This is a genomic window from Nocardiopsis sp. CNR-923, assembly GCF_001942255.1.
GTDB lineage: Bacteria > Actinomycetota > Actinomycetes > Streptosporangiales > Streptosporangiaceae > Nocardiopsis.
Map to the genome: position 1 here is coordinate 1 of NZ_MKKC01000088.1, position 17,215 is coordinate 17,215.

The 17,215-nt window shown below is 70.7% G+C and carries 18 protein-coding genes and 3 pseudogenes; 9 read left to right on the plus strand and 12 right to left on the minus strand.

All coding sequences use genetic code 11. The features are described from left to right. Window positions 1-345: 345 nt before the first annotated feature. From BJF83_RS27930 to BJF83_RS14945, 4 genes and pseudogenes are all read right to left on the minus strand, one after another. Window positions 346-603, minus strand: a complete 258-nt coding sequence (locus BJF83_RS27930) for a hypothetical protein (protein WP_075926769.1) — start codon at window positions 601-603, stop codon at window positions 346-348. A gap of 186 nt (window positions 604-789) precedes the next feature. Continuing rightward, window positions 790-1,271: pseudogene (locus BJF83_RS31135) on the minus strand (transposase); the annotation flags it as partial. Between the two features lie 744 nt (window positions 1,272-2,015). Next, the gene (locus BJF83_RS14940) at window positions 2,016-3,056 is read right to left on the minus strand and encodes a hypothetical protein (protein WP_143831898.1); all 1,041 of its coding nucleotides are present in this window, start codon (window positions 3,054-3,056) and stop codon (window positions 2,016-2,018) included. A 241-nt stretch (window positions 3,057-3,297) separates the two neighbouring features. Beyond that, the gene (locus BJF83_RS14945; RefSeq protein WP_262391568.1) at window positions 3,298-4,020 is read right to left on the minus strand and encodes a transposase family protein; all 723 of its coding nucleotides are present in this window, start codon (window positions 4,018-4,020) and stop codon (window positions 3,298-3,300) included. A 226-nt stretch (window positions 4,021-4,246) separates the two neighbouring features. Between BJF83_RS14945 and BJF83_RS29265 the strand changes: the two genes are divergently transcribed. From BJF83_RS29265 to BJF83_RS14955, 3 genes are all read left to right on the plus strand, one after another. Beyond that, on the plus strand, window positions 4,247-4,573 hold the full coding sequence (locus BJF83_RS29265) for a hypothetical protein (RefSeq protein ID WP_262391560.1): 327 nt from the start codon (window positions 4,247-4,249) through the stop codon (window positions 4,571-4,573). After that, window positions 4,570-5,136 (plus strand): transposase, encoded by a 567-nt coding sequence (locus tag BJF83_RS14950; RefSeq protein WP_262391561.1) that lies wholly within the window; start codon window positions 4,570-4,572, stop codon window positions 5,134-5,136. The genes BJF83_RS29265 and BJF83_RS14950 overlap by 4 nt, the downstream gene beginning before the upstream one ends. 509 nt (window positions 5,137-5,645) lie before the next feature. Further along, window positions 5,646-6,323, plus strand: a complete 678-nt coding sequence (locus BJF83_RS14955; RefSeq protein WP_262391562.1) for a transposase family protein — start codon at window positions 5,646-5,648, stop codon at window positions 6,321-6,323. A 260-nt stretch (window positions 6,324-6,583) separates the two neighbouring features. On the opposite strand, the gene tsaD is transcribed toward BJF83_RS14955, so the two are convergent. The 5 genes from tsaD to alr all read right to left on the minus strand — a co-directional run bounded on the left by tsaD (window position 6,584) and on the right by alr (window position 10,547). Further along, the gene (tsaD, locus tag BJF83_RS14960) at window positions 6,584-7,618 is read right to left on the minus strand and encodes a tRNA (adenosine(37)-N6)-threonylcarbamoyltransferase complex transferase subunit TsaD (protein WP_075926773.1); all 1,035 of its coding nucleotides are present in this window, start codon (window positions 7,616-7,618) and stop codon (window positions 6,584-6,586) included. After that, on the minus strand, window positions 7,615-8,067 hold the full coding sequence (rimI, locus tag BJF83_RS14965) for a ribosomal protein S18-alanine N-acetyltransferase (protein WP_075926807.1): 453 nt from the start codon (window positions 8,065-8,067) through the stop codon (window positions 7,615-7,617). The genes tsaD and rimI overlap by 4 nt, the downstream gene beginning before the upstream one ends. Before the next feature lie 20 nt (window positions 8,068-8,087). Continuing rightward, the gene (gene tsaB, locus BJF83_RS14970) at window positions 8,088-8,765 is read right to left on the minus strand and encodes a tRNA (adenosine(37)-N6)-threonylcarbamoyltransferase complex dimerization subunit type 1 TsaB (RefSeq protein WP_075926774.1); all 678 of its coding nucleotides are present in this window, start codon (window positions 8,763-8,765) and stop codon (window positions 8,088-8,090) included. A 12-nt stretch (window positions 8,766-8,777) separates the two neighbouring features. Then, the gene (gene tsaE / locus BJF83_RS14975) at window positions 8,778-9,290 is read right to left on the minus strand and encodes a tRNA (adenosine(37)-N6)-threonylcarbamoyltransferase complex ATPase subunit type 1 TsaE (RefSeq protein WP_075926775.1); all 513 of its coding nucleotides are present in this window, start codon (window positions 9,288-9,290) and stop codon (window positions 8,778-8,780) included. A 129-nt stretch (window positions 9,291-9,419) separates the two neighbouring features. Continuing rightward, entirely contained in the window at window positions 9,420-10,547 is a 1,128-nt protein-coding gene (gene alr / locus BJF83_RS14980) for an alanine racemase (RefSeq protein WP_075926776.1), read from the minus strand. 90 nt (window positions 10,548-10,637) lie between these two features. On the opposite strand from alr, the gene BJF83_RS14985 reads away from it, so the two are divergent. Continuing rightward, window positions 10,638-11,162 carry a DUF6069 family protein gene (locus BJF83_RS14985; RefSeq protein ID WP_075926808.1) on the plus strand — a complete coding sequence of 175 codons (525 nt, stop codon included), beginning with the start codon at window positions 10,638-10,640 and terminating at the stop codon, window positions 11,160-11,162. 178 nt (window positions 11,163-11,340) lie between these two features. Here BJF83_RS14985 and BJF83_RS14990 read toward each other — a convergent pair whose 3' ends face one another. Then, window positions 11,341-11,775, minus strand: coding sequence for a nuclear transport factor 2 family protein (locus BJF83_RS14990; RefSeq protein ID WP_075926777.1), 435 nt, complete (start codon window positions 11,773-11,775; stop codon window positions 11,341-11,343). 180 nt (window positions 11,776-11,955) lie between these two features. On the opposite strand from BJF83_RS14990, the pseudogene BJF83_RS29270 reads away from it, so the two are divergent. Further along, window positions 11,956-12,123: pseudogene (locus BJF83_RS29270) on the plus strand (MarR family transcriptional regulator); the annotation flags it as partial. A 391-nt stretch (window positions 12,124-12,514) separates the two neighbouring features. Beyond that, window positions 12,515-13,327 (plus strand): sporulation protein, encoded by an 813-nt coding sequence (locus tag BJF83_RS15000; RefSeq protein ID WP_075926778.1) that lies wholly within the window; start codon window positions 12,515-12,517, stop codon window positions 13,325-13,327. A 70-nt stretch (window positions 13,328-13,397) separates the two neighbouring features. Here the strand turns inward: BJF83_RS15000 and secD are convergent, their stop codons facing one another. Together secD and BJF83_RS15010 are read right to left on the minus strand one after the other, a co-directional pair. Further along, on the minus strand, window positions 13,398-14,195 hold the full coding sequence (secD, locus tag BJF83_RS15005) for a preprotein translocase subunit SecD (RefSeq protein ID WP_075926779.1): 798 nt from the start codon (window positions 14,193-14,195) through the stop codon (window positions 13,398-13,400). Window positions 14,196-14,264: 69 nt separating this feature from the next. Further along, window positions 14,265-14,510, minus strand: coding sequence for a hypothetical protein (locus BJF83_RS15010; protein WP_075926780.1), 246 nt, complete (start codon window positions 14,508-14,510; stop codon window positions 14,265-14,267). 415 nt (window positions 14,511-14,925) lie between these two features. Between BJF83_RS15010 and BJF83_RS15015 the strand changes: the two genes are divergently transcribed. The 3 genes and pseudogenes from BJF83_RS15015 to rsgA all read left to right on the plus strand — a co-directional run bounded on the left by BJF83_RS15015 (window position 14,926) and on the right by rsgA (window position 17,153). Continuing rightward, on the plus strand, window positions 14,926-15,468 hold the full coding sequence (locus tag BJF83_RS15015; protein WP_075926809.1) for a TetR/AcrR family transcriptional regulator: 543 nt from the start codon (window positions 14,926-14,928) through the stop codon (window positions 15,466-15,468). Window positions 15,469-15,547: 79 nt separating this feature from the next. Next, a complete protein-coding gene (locus BJF83_RS15020; protein WP_075926781.1) occupies window positions 15,548-15,754 on the plus strand; it encodes a hypothetical protein in 207 nt (68 codons plus the stop codon). A 284-nt stretch (window positions 15,755-16,038) separates the two neighbouring features. Beyond that, window positions 16,039-17,153 (plus strand): annotated as a pseudogene (gene rsgA, locus BJF83_RS15025) (ribosome small subunit-dependent GTPase A). Window positions 17,154-17,215 lie beyond the last annotated feature (62 nt).

Genomic DNA, 17,215 nt, shown 5'->3' on the forward strand with positions numbered 1-17,215 from the left:
GACCAGGGCGGCAGAGGGGCCCCAGCGAGATCGGTCCCGGGTCACATCCCGGGGGTTAGTGCGGTTGTGAAGTTACACCACTCCAAGGGACATGACCGGACCACCGGGCCGACCGGTCCGGAGATCTCCCCGGATCGCCGGCCGCCTCCGCGGTCCCGGAGCCGTGCGCCTCCTCGGCACGCGGGTCCACCACAGCCCACACGGTGAGCGGGCCGCCCGACCTCCCGAACCACCCCCAGGCCTGCGACAGCTCCTCCACCAGGCGCAGCCCGTATCCCCCGCCCAGGCACGGTACGGTCGGCGCCACTCCCCCACGGGCCCCGTCGTCGGTCACCGCGACCTGGATCAGGGCCCCGTGCCGCTCCATCCGCAACCGCACTCGACCGAACCGCCCCCGGACGCCGTGTGCCGCAGGGCGTTCGTGTGCAGCTCCGACGCCACCGTGAGCAACGGGTACGCGCGGTCGAAGCTCAGGCCCGAGCCGTGCCAGCACCACTGCCGCGAAGTCGTCACCTGACCCGGCAGTGATCCGAAACTCGCCATCCGCACGCCCGGAATCACGGACGGGATCCGCTTCGGCAGCGCTTCCCTCTGTTCGCCCATCGCCTACTCCCCTAACCTCGATCTTTCATGAGGGCTGGGCTGTCCGCTGACGAGACGCTCGATACTGGCCAAACAGCGAAAACCTGGATATGGGCATGCTGGTGTCCCGATGCGCTCGGGTGAGCGCCAGGATCCACAGACCCCCAAAGACGCTTCCTCATACTCGTCGGTGCAGGTAACAGCAGGTCATCCTGGGGCGGGCAGCACCCGCAACCGGGTGAGGGCTCCGACCAGCAGCCCGCCCCAAGGCCAGGAACGGTTGAACCGCAGCAGTTGTCTTCGCCCGGTCCTGACCAACCGGGCTGCGGTCGAGAACTAGCGCAGCCGCAGGCGTTTTGGCTCCCACCGGCGGGCGTCGTGTCCGGTCAGGGCAAGCATCTGCGCCCAGGCGATGAGGTCCAAGCCGAGCATGACCAGCTCGATCCAGATCTGGTTGGCGGCGAAGCCGTGCAGGGGCAGGTTGGCCAGCCCGGTGTCCTTGGCCGCGCGGATACGGTCCTCGGCTCTGGCCCGGCGGCGGTGACGCAGCTCCAGATCGGCGAGCTGGCCTCGGGGGGTGTTGGTCGCGAACGCGGTGAGGCGGTTTCCGTCTGAATCGGTGATGCGTAGCCGTGCTCCGGGGTGGGGGCGCTCGGCGCGCACGATCAGCGTATCCCGGTGGGCCAGCCTGGTGGGGGCGGCTTCGTCTTTCTGGAATGGGCGGTGAGGGTGCGGGCGACGGTGGGGTCGGAGGCCACGGGCCCGTGCAGGTCGGGCTGGTCACGCAGCAGTGCGGCATCGGCCAGGCAGTCGCCGCCCAAGGCCAGAGCCAGGGCCAGGTGGGCGCTGATCGTGTGGTCCAGGCCGGTGGCGCGGACGGTCTCGGTGAGGAGTGGGCCCGCGGCGTGGGAGAGGGCTCCGGTGCCGTCGGTCGCGGGCTGTGGTCGGGGGTAAGGGTGGATAGGCTCCACTTGGAAGGTGCTTCTGTTCGTTGTGGGCCAAAGGCTTCGACACCCTTGATTATCCCAGTTCAGATGCACCTTCCGTGTGTTCAGGGGCCTTGATGGTCACGCCCTCGTGAAAGCCCGAGGCTAACCTCTCTTCCGACAACCGCGCCCGAGCAGGGGCGCGCACCCGCGACGAGTCGGACTGGTCGGAGGGCCAGCGCGGCCCGCTGCTCGTCGAGAACTCGTCCACAGCCTGGGGATACTTCCCGCTCGGCCCCCGGGGCGACCTGGGCGCCAACGTGTGGGCCGAGTTCCGGGTGGACCCCGTGACCGTTCCGGCGGGCCTGCTCCCGTTCGTCTTCACCGCCGACTGACGCCAACGTCCGGCATGGATGGCGGACACCGCGGACTCAGGCCGATGACGAGGCCGCCCGCGCCCCCGCCGGGGAAGGACGGGGCGGCCCGTGTCGCGCGGCGCGCTACGCGCTACGCACACAGCTTGTCGTCGAGATTCCTCTGTCGCTTCGAGATGATCAGGTCCGGCGTGCTGTCGAACAGCAGGCGATCGGCCGTGCCGTCGATGTGGAACCCGGGAGCGAAGATGAAGGGGTTTCCCGGTCCGGCCAACCGCCAACCGTCCTCGGCCCTGCGCTCCTCCTCCGCCTCGTCCACCTCCTCGACGTCGAAGCCGTGGTCGAAGATCTCGAACACCGGTTGGACGCGGAACGTCCTCTCGATGGGCGTCGCGTCCAGCCAGACCTCGGTGCAGGGTTCGATGAGCATCGCTCGCAGCCTGGAGACCTCGAAGGCCCGGCCCCAGGCCCACGTGAAGTTGGTGTCCCTGCTCTTCGTGGTACTGAAGATCTCGTCGGTCACCGTCTTGGAGAAACTGAAACCCGTACTGGTCGTCGCGTCGAAGCCGGTGAACCAGGTGACGGTCAGTTCGTAGTAGTCGTCGCCGGTTCCCAGGTTCTGCTGCACGCCGGTGATGCGCCGGGCCGCGCCGGGCTCGTCCCAGCCGCCGAGCACCGGGAAGTGGCACTGCCCCCGGAGGACCTCCCAGGGCCCCTGCGGGGCGAAGTTCCCGTGCTCGCGCACGAAGGCGGGTCTGGTCAGGAAGTCACCGGTCTCGTTGTTGAACGCCCCCTGGATCGGCTTGCCCGGACCTCTCTGGCAGAGCTCCCCCATCAGAGCGGCCGAGTCGAACGGCTCCTCGGCCCCGAAGTCGATCGCCCCCGGAAACGGCACGTCCTCCTGCTTGGGCGGCGCCTCCCCGATATTCACCATCGCTGGATGCTCCGGCATCCCCGCGAGCGGCGGCATGTTGGTCTGGTGGGCGGGGTGCTGCGGCGTCGCGCCGCTCACCGGTCTCGGCGGCTGCCCGCCGTGTCCGGGGGTCCACTCGGGGTCCTGCGCGTGCGCCGCAGGGCCCATGAACACCTGGCCGCCCAGGGCCACGACCGCGGACAAGGTGAGCGCCGCCACTCTCGTGGCGAGCGCCCGCCGTCTCCGTTGTTCCCGTCTCATCGGTCCCTCCGCATCATCGACCCGGTTTCGCCTCCGATCCGCAGGGCGCGACGTGCGGGAAACGCCAGAAGGCGACATTTCACTAAAAGAACATCGCGCGGAACCCTGAGGTTTTCGAGGCGGTCAACGGCAGATTAACTCCCTACCGACCGGAAGGGCCCGCGACGCGCCCACCGGAAACGTACGCGGCACTTCTCCCGAAAGGCGTTGTTATCTGCGACGGGGAGACACTGAGCCTTTTTCATCCTGCTTCGCGGAGTTGAAGCACCAGCACCGCGCGGGTGATCTGGCCGACCCGGTGCGGGCAGCAGCGTAGGCGGCGTAGGACATCCCAGTTCTTGAGTTGGGCGATCGCGCGCTCGCCGGGTGCGCGGAGCTTGGCGTGGGCAGAGTTGGCGTCCTTCTTCCACTGGGGCTTGCCGCGGCCCTTGAACGGGCAGAACACCACCTCGGACAAGCCGACGTAGCCCTTGTCGCCCAGCCCGATGAGCCCTGCGGCCTGGAGCCGTTCGGTGATCTTCCATACCCGGGCGGCCTTGGTGTCGTGCACCGCGCCGGGCAGCGACCACGACGTCCAGAGGGGTTCGCCGTCGGGTGCGGACACGACCTGGATGTTCATGCCGTGCTGTTCGTGTTTGCCCGAATAGAAGGGCCGGTCGGCGGCGAGGCGGTCGCAGGCGATGAGGGTGCCGTCCACGATCACGTATCCGTGGCCGTCTCCACGAGCGCGGCGCAACCCCTGTTCGAGGGTGGGTGCTTGTTCGGCGAGCAGGCGGGTGGTCTCGCGCACGTACCTCCAGGCGGTGGTGGTGCCGACATCGAAACCGGCCGCGACCTGGATGAGCGGCTCCCCTTTGTGCAGGTGGACCAGTACGAGCAGGGCTTGCTGTGCGGGGTTCAGGCGTCGCCATCGGGAGCCGGTGGCGGCCCGGCGGGCGCGGATGGCGCGGGCGGCCAGGTTCAGAGTGCGGCGTCACAACGGCAAGGCGGCGCGGTAGAACAGCATCAGAGCCCTTGGGATTCAGGTCTTCGCGGTTGTTGACCCGTTTACCAAGGGCTTCTTGCTGTCAGCCCCGACTATTCAGCTGAATTGGGATCCCTGACGACCCGAAAACACGAAAGGCGCCCTGAACTGCAAGGAGGCGAGTGTCGAAGTCGTATCCGGTACACAAGTCAGGAGCACCTTTCTGGTGAGCGACCCTACACCGTGGGACCGGCGCCTGTACGTGACCTCCGACGGCAAGAACCTCATCGGACACGCAGGAGCCGTGCTCCTGCGTAAGCTCGCCGACCGCACCGGACTCACCCGAGCCCTGTCCGGCACGCTGCCCTCCAGCACCGCCAACACCTGGCGGGACCGGGCCACGGTACTCGTCCACCTGGCGGTGGCGATCGCATCGGCGCGCGCAGCCTGCTGGAAGCCGAACAACTGGGTCTGCACCAACAGCCGTTGTCGGGCACCCCCGCCTCGGACTCGACCACCCGTCGGCTCCTGGCCGCCATGGACGAAGCGATGACAGCCAAGATCGCGAAAGTGCGGCGGCGGATCCGCCGCCACGTGTGGACACTGCTGCACCTGCGACCAGGCGGATTTCCGTACCTGACCGTGGCCGGACGGCACCTGAAGGGGTGGATCGTCGTCGACCTGGACGCCACCGTCATCACGAGCGCCTCCAAGAAGGAGAAAGCCGCACCCACGTTCAAGGGCACGTTCGGGTTCCACCCGCTGGGAGCCTGGTGCGCCAACACCGGCGAGAGCCTGGCGATGCACCTGCGGCCCGGCAACGCTGGAGCCAACACCGTGGATGACCACGTGCGTGTCCTGGCCGACGCCCTCGACCAGGTCCCCGGCTCGGCCCGCGCCAAGCTCCTCATCCGCATCGACGGTGCGGGCGCCACGCACGAGTTGTTGAAGCACCTAGAAGCGTTGAACACCACCCGGCGCACCGTCCGCTACACGGTGGGCTGGAAGATCACATCCGCCGACGAGGCCGCGATCGCTCGCCTGCCCGAGAGCGCGTGGGAAACAGCGCTGACCCGGACGGAAGTCTCCAGGAGGGCTACCAGATCGCGGAGCTGACGAGGCTGAACGTGCTTCCGGCCGTCACCTGACGGCTGTGTCCCGTCCTGACAAGGACCAGGAAGGAAGGGCCTGTTCCCGGGCCTGTGGAACCCGGCGCACTCCGCGGCGTCGCGCGACGGCCCGTCCTCCCCGGCGGACGACATTACGGGCAAACCGCTGGGCAGGTCAGCGGCCGATCCCCGCTGACGAACCGAGGCCAGTGCCGTGGCTCAAGGTTCCACCGCCGACGTCGACGGTGGCTGCGGAGGCGACGCCAACAGCTCCACCAGCAATTCCTGCAGCCAATAGCATCGCAACTGTGACGCGTTTCATCATTTTCTTCATGAGGCATTCCTGACTCGACTCGTGGGGACTTCACAGGCGGATTTCCTGCGAAGCTCGAACCAGGAATGAAGCTATCAGGACCACGGAGGACCCGTCTACTCTGAGCCTTTTTTATCCTGAAGGCGCAGATCACAGCCGCGTACCGGCCTCACGGAACCACCTCTGAAAGCAGGAAGCCCCTGGTGGACGGGTTTTCGACCAAGAAGAACCAGCACCAGAGGCTTCACATGCTGTTCTACCGTGCCGCGCTGCCCCTGTCACGCCGGACCCTGAACCTGGCCGCCCGCACCATCGGGGCCCACCGCAGGAACACCGGTTCCCGATGGCAGCGCCTGGATCCCGCACAGCAGGCCCTGCTCGTACTGGTCCACCTCTACAAGGGAGAGACGTTCGCCCAGGTCGCAGCCGGTTTCGAGGTGGGCACCACGACCGCCTGGCGGTACGTGCGCGAGACCACCGGCCTGCTCGCGAAGCAGGCACCCACCCTCGAACAGAGACTACGCCGCGCACGCCGCAAAGGGTGGGGGTACGTGATCGTGGACGGCACCCTGATCGCCTGCGACCGCGTCGCGGCCGACCGCCCGTTCTATTCCGGCAAGCACAAGCAGCACGGCATGAACGTCCAGGTGGTGGCCGCACCGGACGGGGAGCCCCTGTGGACGTCGTGGTCGCTCCTGGGATCGGTGCACGACACCAGGGCCGCACGGGTGTGGAGGATCGCCGAGCGCATCGCCTCCTCGGGTCTGCTCGGCCTGGGCGACAAGGGGTACGTGGGCCTGCCGGAGGCGGTGTTCTGCCCGTTCAAGGGCCGGGGCAAGCCGCAGCGGAAGAAGGACGCCAACTTCCGAGAAGCAGGATGAAAAAGGCTCACTCACTCGATGCGTTTTCTACACCTTTATCCGTTTTCCACCCATGAGGAAGAAATCGGGTGAATGGCCCCTTATGAGTCCACCATGACGGTTCTTTCCTCCTGGGTGCACCGAACCACGCCCCCACGCACAGGAGTGCGTCACCCGGTACGCCCGTCGTCGCTCCTCTCGGACCGACCCAGGACGCGACGACACGACGCCCCCACCGGACGGTTCCGGAAGAGGCGTCGTCGGGGATGCCCGGCGGTCGCTCACACGGCCAGCGGGGACCCCACCGGCAGGGAGGTGTCCGTACCCAGCTCAAGCGTGGATGGGGGCAGCCCGGCCGCGACCACCTCGGCGCCGAGGGCGGCGATCATCGCGCCGTTGTCGGTGCACAGGCGCGGGCGCGGGATTCGCAGCTCGATCCCCGCCTCCCGGCAGCGCACCTCCGCCAGGGCGCGCAGGGCCGAGTTGGCCGCCACGCCCCCGCTGATGACGAGGGTGCTCACCCCGTGTTCCACGCACGCGTCCACGGCCTTGCGGGTCAGCACGTCCACCACCGACTCCTGGAAGGCCGCGGCGATGTCGGCGACGACCAGGGGCTGACCGGCGCGCTCGGCGTCCTCCACGTGCCGTGCCACGGCGGTCTTCAGTCCGGAGAACGAGAAGTCGTAGGTACCGTCGCCCCACTTGCCGCGGGGGAAGCGGATGCCCCGCGGGTTGCCGGTCCGTGCGGCCCCGTCGATCGGCGGCCCGCCCGGATAGGGCAGGTCCAGCAGCCGCGCCACCTTGTCGTAGGCCTCGCCGGCGGCGTCGTCCACGGTGTCGCCGAGAGAGACCACGTCGGTGGCGAGGTCGTTGACGAGCAGCAGCGACGTGTGGCCACCGGACACCAGCAGCGCGACGGCGGGCTTGGGCAGCGGGCCGTGTTCCAGCTGGTCGACCGCCACGTGCCCGACCAGGTGGTTCACCCCGTACAGCGGCTTGTCCAGGGCCATCGCGTACGCCTTGGCCGCGGAGACGCCCACGAGTAGGGCGCCCGCCAGACCGGGACCGGCGGTGACCGCGATCGCGTCGACGTCCGCCAGCTTCACGCCCGCGGAGTCCAGCGCGCGCCGGACGGTCGGGGTCATCGCCTCCAGGTGGGCGCGGCTGGCCACCTCGGGCACGACGCCGCCGAAGCGCACGTGCTGGTCGACGCTGGAGGCCACCTGGTCGCCCAGCAGTTCACAGCCGCGCACGAGACCGACGCCGGTCTCGTCGCACGACGTCTCGATCCCCAGGATCAACGGATGGTCGCTCATGGGTTCCCCTCCCCGCCGGACACCTGTCCGGGCTGGGCCGTACGCCGCATGACGATCGCGTCGGCCCCGTTGTAGTAGCCGCGCCGCACACCGATCCGCGTGAAGCCGAAGTCGGTGTACAGCTTCTGGGCGCGCGGGTTGTCGTCGCGCACGTCCAGGAAGACGTGGACGACACCCTCGCGCGCGGCCCGGTCGAGCAGTTCGGTCAGCAGGGCCCGGCCGATCCCGCGCCCCCAGGCCGCCCGAGCCACGGCCATGGTCTGGACGTCGCCCTCCGGTGGGGCGGAGCGCAGGCCCGCGTAGCCGATGACCCGGTCGTCGGACTCGGCGACCACGTAGTACCGCGTCGGCTGGGACAGTTCGTCGCGGAACATCCCCTCGGTCCACGCGTCCTCGGGGAACAGCGCACGCTCCAGGTCCATGACCGCGGGCAGGTCGTCGCCGGACATGGAGCGCAGGCGCGCCCCGGTCACTTCACCCACTGCCGGACCTTCTTCGGCGCGCGGGGCACCACGGCGTCGGGGCGGCGCAGGTAGAGCGGGTTGGGCTCGGGCAGCTCCTCGCCCGCGTGCAGGCGGAGCAACGCGAGCTCGACCACGGCGGCGGCGTCCGGGAACAGCGGGTCCGGATCGGCGGCGGCGTCGCCGAACACCTCGGCGTACACGCGGGCGCCGTGTCCGACGACCGGCAGGCCCCCGGTGTCGATCTCGGCGGGTCGGTCGACGCGCACCTCGCCCACGCGCGTGAGGCGGTCGTCGTAGCGGGCCCAGAACACCTCCTTGCGGCGGGCGTCCGTCATCGCGACGAAGGGCTCCGTGCGCCGGGTGGCGAACGCGAGCGCGTCCAGCGTGGTGACGCCGTGGCAGGGGATGTCCAGGGCGTCGGCCAGGGCGTGACCGGTCGCCAGACCGACGCGCAGGCCGGTGTAGGGCCCGGGTCCGACACCGACGGCGACCCCGTCGAGGTCGCCGAGGGCGACGCCCGTCTCCTCGGTGAGGCGGCGGATGGTCGGGCTGAGCAGTTCACCGTGGCGACGGGCGTCCACGGAGGACGCGCTCGCGCGCAGCGTGAAGTCGCCGTCGGCGGAGGTCTCACCGATCGCGGCGGTGACCGCCGGAGTGGCGGTGTCGAAGGCCAGGAGCAGCACGGGTGACCTTCCTCATCCGCGCCCGGCGACGATGCCGGGCAGATCGACGTCGGCCCAACGGTCCCCGACGGGGCGCAGGCGGACGGTCCGGGAGTCGTCCGGGTGGCGTTCGAACCGGATCTCCAGCCGGTCGTCGCTCAGGCCCTCCGCGACGCCCTCGCCCCACTCGACGACGGTGACGGACTCGGGGAGGGTCATGTCAAGGTCGATGTCGTCGATCTCGTCCGGCCCGCCCAGGCGGTAGGCGTCCACGTGCACGAGGGCCGGTCCGCCCGTCAGGGACGGGTGGATCCGGGAGATGATGAAGGTCGGTGACGTGACCGACCCGCGCACGCGCAGGCCCTCACCCAGGCCCTGGGTGAACGTGGTCTTGCCCGCGCCGAGGGGACCGGTCAGGATCAGGAGGTCTCCGGGGCGGGTGAGGGCGGCCACGTCGCGCCCCAGGGCGCGCATGGCGCCGTCGGTGGCGGCGGTGACCGCATGGACGGTGGGCGCGCCGGCGGCGGTGGCTGTTACGTCTGTCATCTGACTCGCAGCTTGTGTCGGTAGTGGGTCGGTTGGCGACCGGGCACACGGCTCCTGGCACGCCGGAGGTGACCTCCCCACCCAGGCTAGACGGGCTGGGAGAGCGGGTGGTACGCGTCGGCGTCCAGCTCAGGCGCCGCCGACGTACTCGCGAGGCACCCGCGCGCCCACCCGCGTGACGATCTCGTACGGGATGGTGTCCAGGACCTCGGCCCAGTCCCCGGCGGTCGGAGTCGCGGGGTGGTCGGTCGGATCGCCGAACAGTACCGCGTACTCCCCCGCGTCCACCGGCTCATCGCCTACATCCACAACGAACTGGTCCATGCAGACTGTTCCCGAGATGACGTGGGTACGCCCCCCGAGCAGCACGGGACCCTTGTTGGTGGCGTGACGCGGGACGCCGTCCGCGTACCCGAGGGGCACCAGTGCCAGGGTGGTGTCGCGATCGGTGACGTAGCGGTGTCCGTAGGAGACGCCGTTGCCGGGACCGACGCGCTTGGTCAGGGCGACACGCGACCGGAGGGTCATCGCGGGGCGCAATCCGGGCACGTCGTAATGCGGGATGGGGACCAGACCGTAAGTGGCGATGCCGCCACGCACGAGGTCGAAGCGCGCCTCGGGGAGGGTGAGCAGGGCCGCCGAGTTGGCGATGTGGCGGACCTGCGGGGTGAGGCCGATCTTGTCGGCCACCTCCAGTGCCTCGTGGAAGTTCGAGAGCTGGAGCGGGATCGACGCGTGTCCGGGCTCGTCCGCGCAGGCGAAGTGCGACCACACGCCGCTGACCCTGAGGTGCCCGGCGTCCTCGGCACGGGCGGCGGCCTCCACGAGGGAAGGCCACTCGGAGGCGCTGACGCCGCCGCGGTTGAGCCCGGTGTCGATCTTCAACTGGACGCGGGCGGGGCGTGCGAGTTCGCGCGCGGCGGCGATCACGGTGTCGAGGACCGCGCGGTCGCTGACGCCGAGGTCGATCCCGGCCGCGACGGCCTCGCCGACGGGCTCGCCCGGGGGGATGATCCAGGCGAGGACGGGCGCGGTGATCCCGGCCGCCCGGAGCGCGAGGGCCTCGCGGATGAAGGCCGTGCCGAGCCACGCGGCGCCGCCCGCGAGGACGGCGCGGGCCGCCGGAAGCAGGCCGTGGCCGTAGCCGTCGGCCTTCACCACCCCCATGAAGGGCGTGCCGCCCGCGCGCTCGCGAAGGAGCCGGACGTTGTCGGCGATCGCGTCCAGGTCGACGCGGGCGTGCGCGAAGTGAGCCATGTTCCCAGTCTTCCACGTGTGGGTTACCGCTCGGGAGCTGCGGGTATGTGGGTTCCGACCGAGTTCGAGGCCGTTTCTGGAGGGATCGGCATGAGCGAGTTCGGAAGTGAGCGTCCGGTCGACGCGGTACGGCTGTGGTCCGGGGGACTGGCCACCGCCGTGGTCGCGGCGCTGGTCGTCCTGGTCGGCACGCTGATCATTCGGGGGGTACTGGGAATTCCCGTGCTCGCGCCGGAGGAGGCGGGCTACCTGGGTGACACGGGGACCGTGGCCTACGCGTTGATGGCGGCCGCGGCGGCGTTGCTGGCCACGGGCCTGCTGCACGTGCTGCTGCTGACCGCGCCGCGACCGCGCGCGTTCTTCGGGTGGATGATGGGGCTGATGACGGCGGTCGCCGCGGTCACGCCGTTCACCCAGGGAGCCGAACTGGCCAGCCAGATCGCCACTGCGGTCGTCAACCTCGTCGCCGGGGTGGCGATCGCGACGCTGTTGGGCGGCGTCGCGGGGACGGCCGCCGTCAGGTCGGGGAACAGGCCGCCCCCGGTGTTACGGCAGGAGGGGATCCTGCCGGACGTGGACGGGTCCGACTACCGAAGGGATCGGCGGAGACCGTGACCGGAGCGGACCCAGGGCGCGTGCGACGCCCGCGGAACGCGGACGGGCAGCACGGACCGGAGCGGACGCGGACGGAACGCGTGCCCGAAGCGGACGGGCGGCACGGACAGCCATGAGGGGCGGGGCCGAAGGGCCCGCCCCTTCGCCGTGCGCGGGCGCGATCCCGCTCTCCGGCGACCTACGAGGCCCGGTCGAGGGCTTCGGTCAGTGCGACCGGAACGACGTCGAGGCGGTCGAAGCGCCAACCGTCCTCGGTGCGGCGCGCCTCGTAGCGGTGGATCGCGGCAGCGATGGCCTCGGTTCTGTCGCCCATGACGTAGACGGCGAGGTCGTGGGCCCGCACCGTGGCGGTGTCGCCGTCGGTCTCGATGACGAGGTTGGACTTGTTGTGCAGGGTGCGGACGAAGGTGTCGTGGCCCGAACGGGCGAGCGCGACGAGCTCCTCGATGCCCCGGGCCCGTCCGCGGAGGGACGTGACGACGACGTCCTCGGTGAAGAGTTCGTCGGTCTCGTCGTACCGGCCCTCGTCGATCCACAGGCTGTGGCGGGCGACCAGGTCGGCCAGTTCCGCGCGGTCGGCGAGTCCGCGGATCAGGGTCTCGGTGCTGGTCATGACAACCTCCGAAAATTAATTAGAAATACTAACGTTTAAATCGCCAACGAACATACATCGTTAGTTTCGCTAATGCAAGAGGGATAGGGTGTCCGCATGGAGACGAGCGACGAACTGCGATTCGACCACGGCGAGCAGACCCCTGAGCGGCTCAGGCGCCAGCTCTCGCGCCTGGCCGGAATGACAGCCGTCCAGACACGGCGCGTCGCGGGGGAGGCGCTCCGCGCGGTGGGAGCCCACAAGGACCACTTCGTGGTGCTCGCCGCCCTGGCCGAGTTCGGCCCCGCCAGCCAGGCGACGCTCTCCGGCCGCACCAGGATCTACAAGAGCGATCTCGTGGCGGTCCTCAACGACCTCGCCGACGGCGGCTGGGTCCGCCGCGCCCCCGACCCGTACGACAGGCGCCGCAACGTCATCACCATCACCCACGACGGCGAACGCCGCCTGTCCGAGCTCGACCGGATCCTCGACGAGGTCAACGAGCGCGTCATGGCCCCGCTCAGCACCGACGAGCGCGCACAGCTGTTCGCGCTGCTCGGCCGCGTCAACGCCCACCTCGCCGACGCGCCGGGCCGTGCCTGGCCACCGCGCCCCGCGTCGAACCGCCCCGGCCCAGGGGAAACCCCAGCGACGTCACCGCGTCCTAGTACGGACAGCGCCGGAACCCCCATCCACCCGTGGACCGGCCCCTGCCCCCACCCCCGGCGCCCCGGGCAGCGGGCCCAGGAAAGAGACGGCCGTGATCTTCAAGCGCATGCTCGCCAGTGTCGGCATCGGAGGTGCCACCGTCGAGACCACTCTCGACACCGAGTCCGTGACGCCGGGCGGCACCGTCACCGGCACCCTCAAGGTCACCGGCGGCGACGTCGCCCAGACCGTAGAGGGCATCAGCGTCGGTCTGCGCGCCACCGTGGAGAAGGAGTACGAGTACGAGGACGACGAGGGGGAGGTGCACTCGGGCGAGTACACCATCGACCAGGTCGTCGCTGAGCACGTCGTCAGCGACGCGGTGTTCGAGCTGGAGGCGGAGCAGGAGATCGAGTTCCCCTTCGAGTTGCCCATCCCCATGGAGGCGCCCGTCACCGCACTCTGGGGCGAGCACATCCTGGAGGGCGTGGGCGTCAACACCCGACTGCACGTGGACAACGCCCTGGACCGCACGGACGTGGACCCGCTGCTCATCGAGCCCCTTCCCGCCCAGGCCGCGGTCCTCCAGGCCCTGCACGCGCTGGGCTTCGAGCTGAAGGGCGTCGACCTGGAGAAGGGCGAAATCGCGGGATCCCGCCAGAAACTGCCCTTCTACCAGGAGTTCGAGTACACCGGAGCCGGACAGTACGAGGGACTGGAGTCCCTGGAGCTGACCTTCCTCACCGACGATGAGGGCGTGGACGTGGTGCTGGAGCTGGACAAGAGGCCCGGCATCCTGTTCGGGGAGGGCGGCGACACCCTGCTGCGCCTGAGCGTCGGTCACGACGCCACCGACGCCGAGGAGATCGCCGGAGCGCTCCACGAGTGGATCCACGCGATCGCCGGCGAGCGCGGCCTGTTCTGAGCGCCGAGGGGAACCCCCGCCCCGGGACCCACCGGATCGCGCGGACCGCGACGCGGCGCCGCACCCCCGGTCACTCCACGACGGTGACCTCCAGGGGCAGGGGTTCCCCTCGTAGAAGGCTCGCCAGGACGCGTGCCTCCTCCTCGGTGAAACCGCCCTCGATCACCGCGATCCCGCCGCCCAAGCCGACCTGGCAGGCGACGTCGGAGCCGACCTCCGGCGCGGAGACCGCCTCGTCGTCGACGACCACCGCGATGCGGCGCTCGGCCGCGCCCAGGGGATGACACGCCGCCTCACCGGTCGCCCGGGACCAGGCGTCGGCGCCCTGCGCGGTGAAGCCGACGTGCACGTTCCACCGGCCGCTCGACGGGTCGTGCCCGGCCTCGGCGGACTCGAAGCCGTCGTCGTCCATCAGTGCCGGACCGAGGAGGAGGTCGCCGTTCCCCTGCGGATCGGGCAGGGTCAGCACGGCCTCACCGGGGTGCACCGGGTCGGTCTCCCCGGTCGCTCCCACCACCGGATGGACCGACAGGAGCCCGCGTCGTTCCAGGAGGACCTCCGCCTGGTCGCGGTCCGCGCCGCGGGGCAGTTCCACGGAGACGGTCCCCTCCCCCGTGGTCACCCGCGGCTCACCCGCTCCCATGGCCACGACCCGTCGTTCCACGATCTCGGCGACGCCGTCCACGTCCTCGGGCGCGGCGGCGGCTCCGGGTCCGCCGACCCTGAGAACGACGGTCTCGCCCCTTCCCGGCCACAGGACCCACACCGTGACCCCGGCCAGGACGAGCACGGCCAGAGCGGCGGAGACGAAGACGGGGATCAACCACAGCCGGGCGTGGTACGAGGACGACGGGGGGTGGGGGGCCACGGGGTTCCTCTCGGGGCCGAGGGGAGGCCGGCTCCCGCGCGCCACGGCGGGGCCCGCCCCCTGTCGGGCTCACATCATGGGGGCGATGACCACGCGGTAGCGGCCACCGTCGGCGGTGGAGACGTCGCGGCGGAAGTCGTTGACCCGGTTCACCGACCGTTGCACGACGCCTCCGTCGATCTCGCTCGTGTCAACCGTGGGCAGGTACTTCTCCACCGCGCGGAGCGCTTCGTCGACGGTCATGGCGGTCTCCCGCCGTTCCGGGACGATGCGCCACCCGTCGTCGGCGAGGCGGCTGATGGCGATCCGGAACATACCCGGTCTCCCTGCGGTCTCGGGGGGCTCTGACCGCATTCTCCCCCATCCCGTCCGACGCTGTGAAGTGCCCGGAAACGGACGACCCGCGATCGGGCGGCACGCGCCCGCCGCGTGGTCCACGGGCGCCACGAAAGCTACGTTCCGCGACGATCCGGCCACCGCCGCGCTCGACGGTTCCCGAACGAACGGTCGTCTACGCTGAACAAGCCACCGACCGTTCGACCAGCGGCCCCGACCGCACCCGCCGACCCGGGCCCCGGGCAGGCGCCACCCCCAGCACGCGGGGATCCGGCAGGAGGTAGATTCGACAAACGTGTCCCGAACTTCCCCAGTCGAACCAGCTCCCGCGCGCGGTGAGTCCGCCCGGCGCCGCTCCGGCCGCCCCGGCCACGACGCCGACTCCGTCCTGCGCGTGGCCGCACGCGTGTTCAACGAACGCGGGTACGACGGCACGAGCATGGAGGACCTGGCCCGCGCGCTCGGCGTGACCAAGTCCGCCATCTACCACCACGTCAGCGGCAAGACCGAGCTGCTGCGCCGGTCCCTGGACCTGGCGTTGGACGCGCTCTTCGCCGTCACCCGCGAGGAGGCGTCCACGGCCGGCCCGGCGATCGACCGTCTGGAGCACGTCCTCCACGGCAGTGTCCGCGTCCTGGTGGAGCAGTTGCCGCACGTCACGCTGCTGCTGCGGGTCCGGGGCAACACCGAGGTGGAGAAGCACGCGCTGGTCCGCCGCCGCGAGTTCGACCACCTGGTCGCCGACCTCGTGCGCGAGGGCATCGCCGCCGGTGAGATCCGCGACGACGTCGACCCCGCGGTCGCCTCCCGCCTGCTGTTCGGCATGGTCAACTCGATCGTCGAGTGGTACAAGCCCGACCGCGGCCTGGACGCCGCGGAGCTGGCGGACTCCCTGTGCCGCATCGCCTTCCAGGGGATGCGGACCGTGGACCGGTAGACGCCGGCCGCGTGGCCCACGGCCGTCTCCCGGCTCCGCCAGTCCTCCCGGCGCCGTCCGGCACACCCTCGGCGAACACGTGACGCACGTCACACCGCACACACGGGTCCCGTCGGCGCCCCGTAACTTCCGGTGGCGGCGGACCGACGGAGCCGCCGAGGGCATCCGGGGCTGGAACCCGTCCGGCTCCCACGTGGTCCACGCGACCTTCGCCCTGCTGTTCATTCCGTTCACCGTCCGCTTCGCGCCGCAGACCGAGGGCCGGTCGGCGCAGGACGCGGAATGAGGCGGCCAACCCGTGCACCCACGTGAGGGGGTCGACCGCACCGGTCCCCCTCGCGCGCCGACGCCGAGGCGGCGGAGCAGCCGGGCCCGCCGGAAAACCGCTGGCGCCCGAGGCCAGGTCACGCCTAGAATCACGGGGCCCGCGCACGGTGCGGCGGGCCGTCCGGCGACGGAGAGGACCACACCATGGCTGATCGCACGTTCACCCCCCAGCCCACCTCCCCGATCGTCCGCGAGCCCTGAGGACGCAGACTCCTTCCGGCTCGCCGTCACAGAGAGCCCGACGTGAGCACTCACGATTCCGACGCCCCTGCGTCGCATCCCCTCACCCCGTACGCTGGTCCTCCCGTGTCGAGGCGGCCTTTGACGCCGTCGCCCTGACCAGCGAACACGTACTCCTGCCCGCCCGCGTGTCCGCGGCGCGCCGAGGCGGCGCCGAAGTGCTGCTGCCCGAAGCCGAGACCGCCGAGCACGCCCCCGCCGTGCGCCGTTCCGCCCGGACCGACCCCGCGAGCGCCCCGACCAGCGGCGACTGGGTGGCCGTCCGGCGCTCCGGCGACACCTGGCTGGTCGAGGCCGTCCTGGAGCGTTCCTCGGCCCTCGTCCGTCAGGGCGTGGCCACCGACTCCCACGACCAGGTCCTGGCCGCCAACGTCGACGCCGTCCTCATCTGCGAGGCGGCGGACCAGGGGCCCAACGTGGGCCGTCTGGAACGCTTCCTGACCCTGGCGTGGGCAAGCGGGGCGACCCCCGTCGTCGCCGTCACCAAGGCCGACCTCGCCGGAGACCGCCTCCCGGAGGTGGTCGAGCTGGTCGAGTCGGTCGCGGGCGGCGCGGACGTGCACACCGTCAGCGCCCACACCGGGGACGGCCTGGACGAACTGGCCCGGCTACTGCTGCCCGGCAGCACGTGGGTACTTCTCGGCACGTCCGGCGCCGGGAAGTCCAGCCTGGTCAACGCGGTCGCCGGACGCACGCTGATGGACACCGGCGAAATCCGCGGCGACAAGCGCGGACGACACACGACCACCCGCCGCCAGCTCCTCACGCTGCCCGGAGGCGCGATGGTCCTGGACATCCCCGGAGTCCGCCGGATCGACGTCCCCGGTGACGCGGACGGCGTCGACCGGACCTTCGACGACATCCAGGAGTTCGCCGAGCGGTGCCGGTTCGCGGACTGCTCGCACGGCCCCGAACCGGGCTGCGCGGTCGTCGCCGCCGTCGACGAGGGCGACCTGGACGCCCGGCGGCTGGAGCGGTGGAACCGGCTCCGGCGCGAAGCCGAGCGGAACCGGTCCCGGGCCGACCACCGCCTGCGCGAGGAGGAGAAACGGCGCTGGAAGGCCAACGACAAGGTGGCCAGGGACGCGCGGCGGCGCAAACGCGGTCACATGTCCTGACGGTCGCGACGCACACGAGGGACGCCCGGCCCCTCCCTTCGGGGGAGCCGGGCGTCACCTGG

What these genes read in the sequence shown, in the direction of transcription:
- BJF83_RS27930 (WP_075926769.1), bottom strand. Translation starts at nt 603, where the DNA reads ATGGGCGAACAGAGGGAAGCGCTGCCGAAGCGGATCCCGTCCGTGATT.
- BJF83_RS14940 (WP_143831898.1), bottom strand. Translation starts at nt 3,056, where the DNA reads ATGAGACGGGAACAACGGAGACGGCGGGCGCTCGCCACGAGAGTGGCG.
- BJF83_RS14950 (WP_262391561.1), top strand. Translation starts at nt 4,570, where the DNA reads ATGACAGCCAAGATCGCGAAAGTGCGGCGGCGGATCCGCCGCCACGTG.
- tsaD (WP_075926773.1), bottom strand. Translation starts at nt 7,618, where the DNA reads ATGAGCGACCATCCGTTGATCCTGGGGATCGAGACGTCGTGCGACGAG.
- rimI (WP_075926807.1), bottom strand. Translation starts at nt 8,067, where the DNA reads ATGTCCGGCGACGACCTGCCCGCGGTCATGGACCTGGAGCGTGCGCTG.
- tsaE (WP_075926775.1), bottom strand. Translation starts at nt 9,290, where the DNA reads ATGACAGACGTAACAGCCACCGCCGCCGGCGCGCCCACCGTCCATGCG.
- alr (WP_075926776.1), bottom strand. Translation starts at nt 10,547, where the DNA reads ATGGCTCACTTCGCGCACGCCCGCGTCGACCTGGACGCGATCGCCGAC.
- BJF83_RS14985 (WP_075926808.1), top strand. Translation starts at nt 10,638, where the DNA reads ATGAGCGAGTTCGGAAGTGAGCGTCCGGTCGACGCGGTACGGCTGTGG.
- BJF83_RS14990 (WP_075926777.1), bottom strand. Translation starts at nt 11,775, where the DNA reads ATGACCAGCACCGAGACCCTGATCCGCGGACTCGCCGACCGCGCGGAA.
- BJF83_RS15010 (WP_075926780.1), bottom strand. Translation starts at nt 14,510, where the DNA reads ATGTTCCGGATCGCCATCAGCCGCCTCGCCGACGACGGGTGGCGCATC.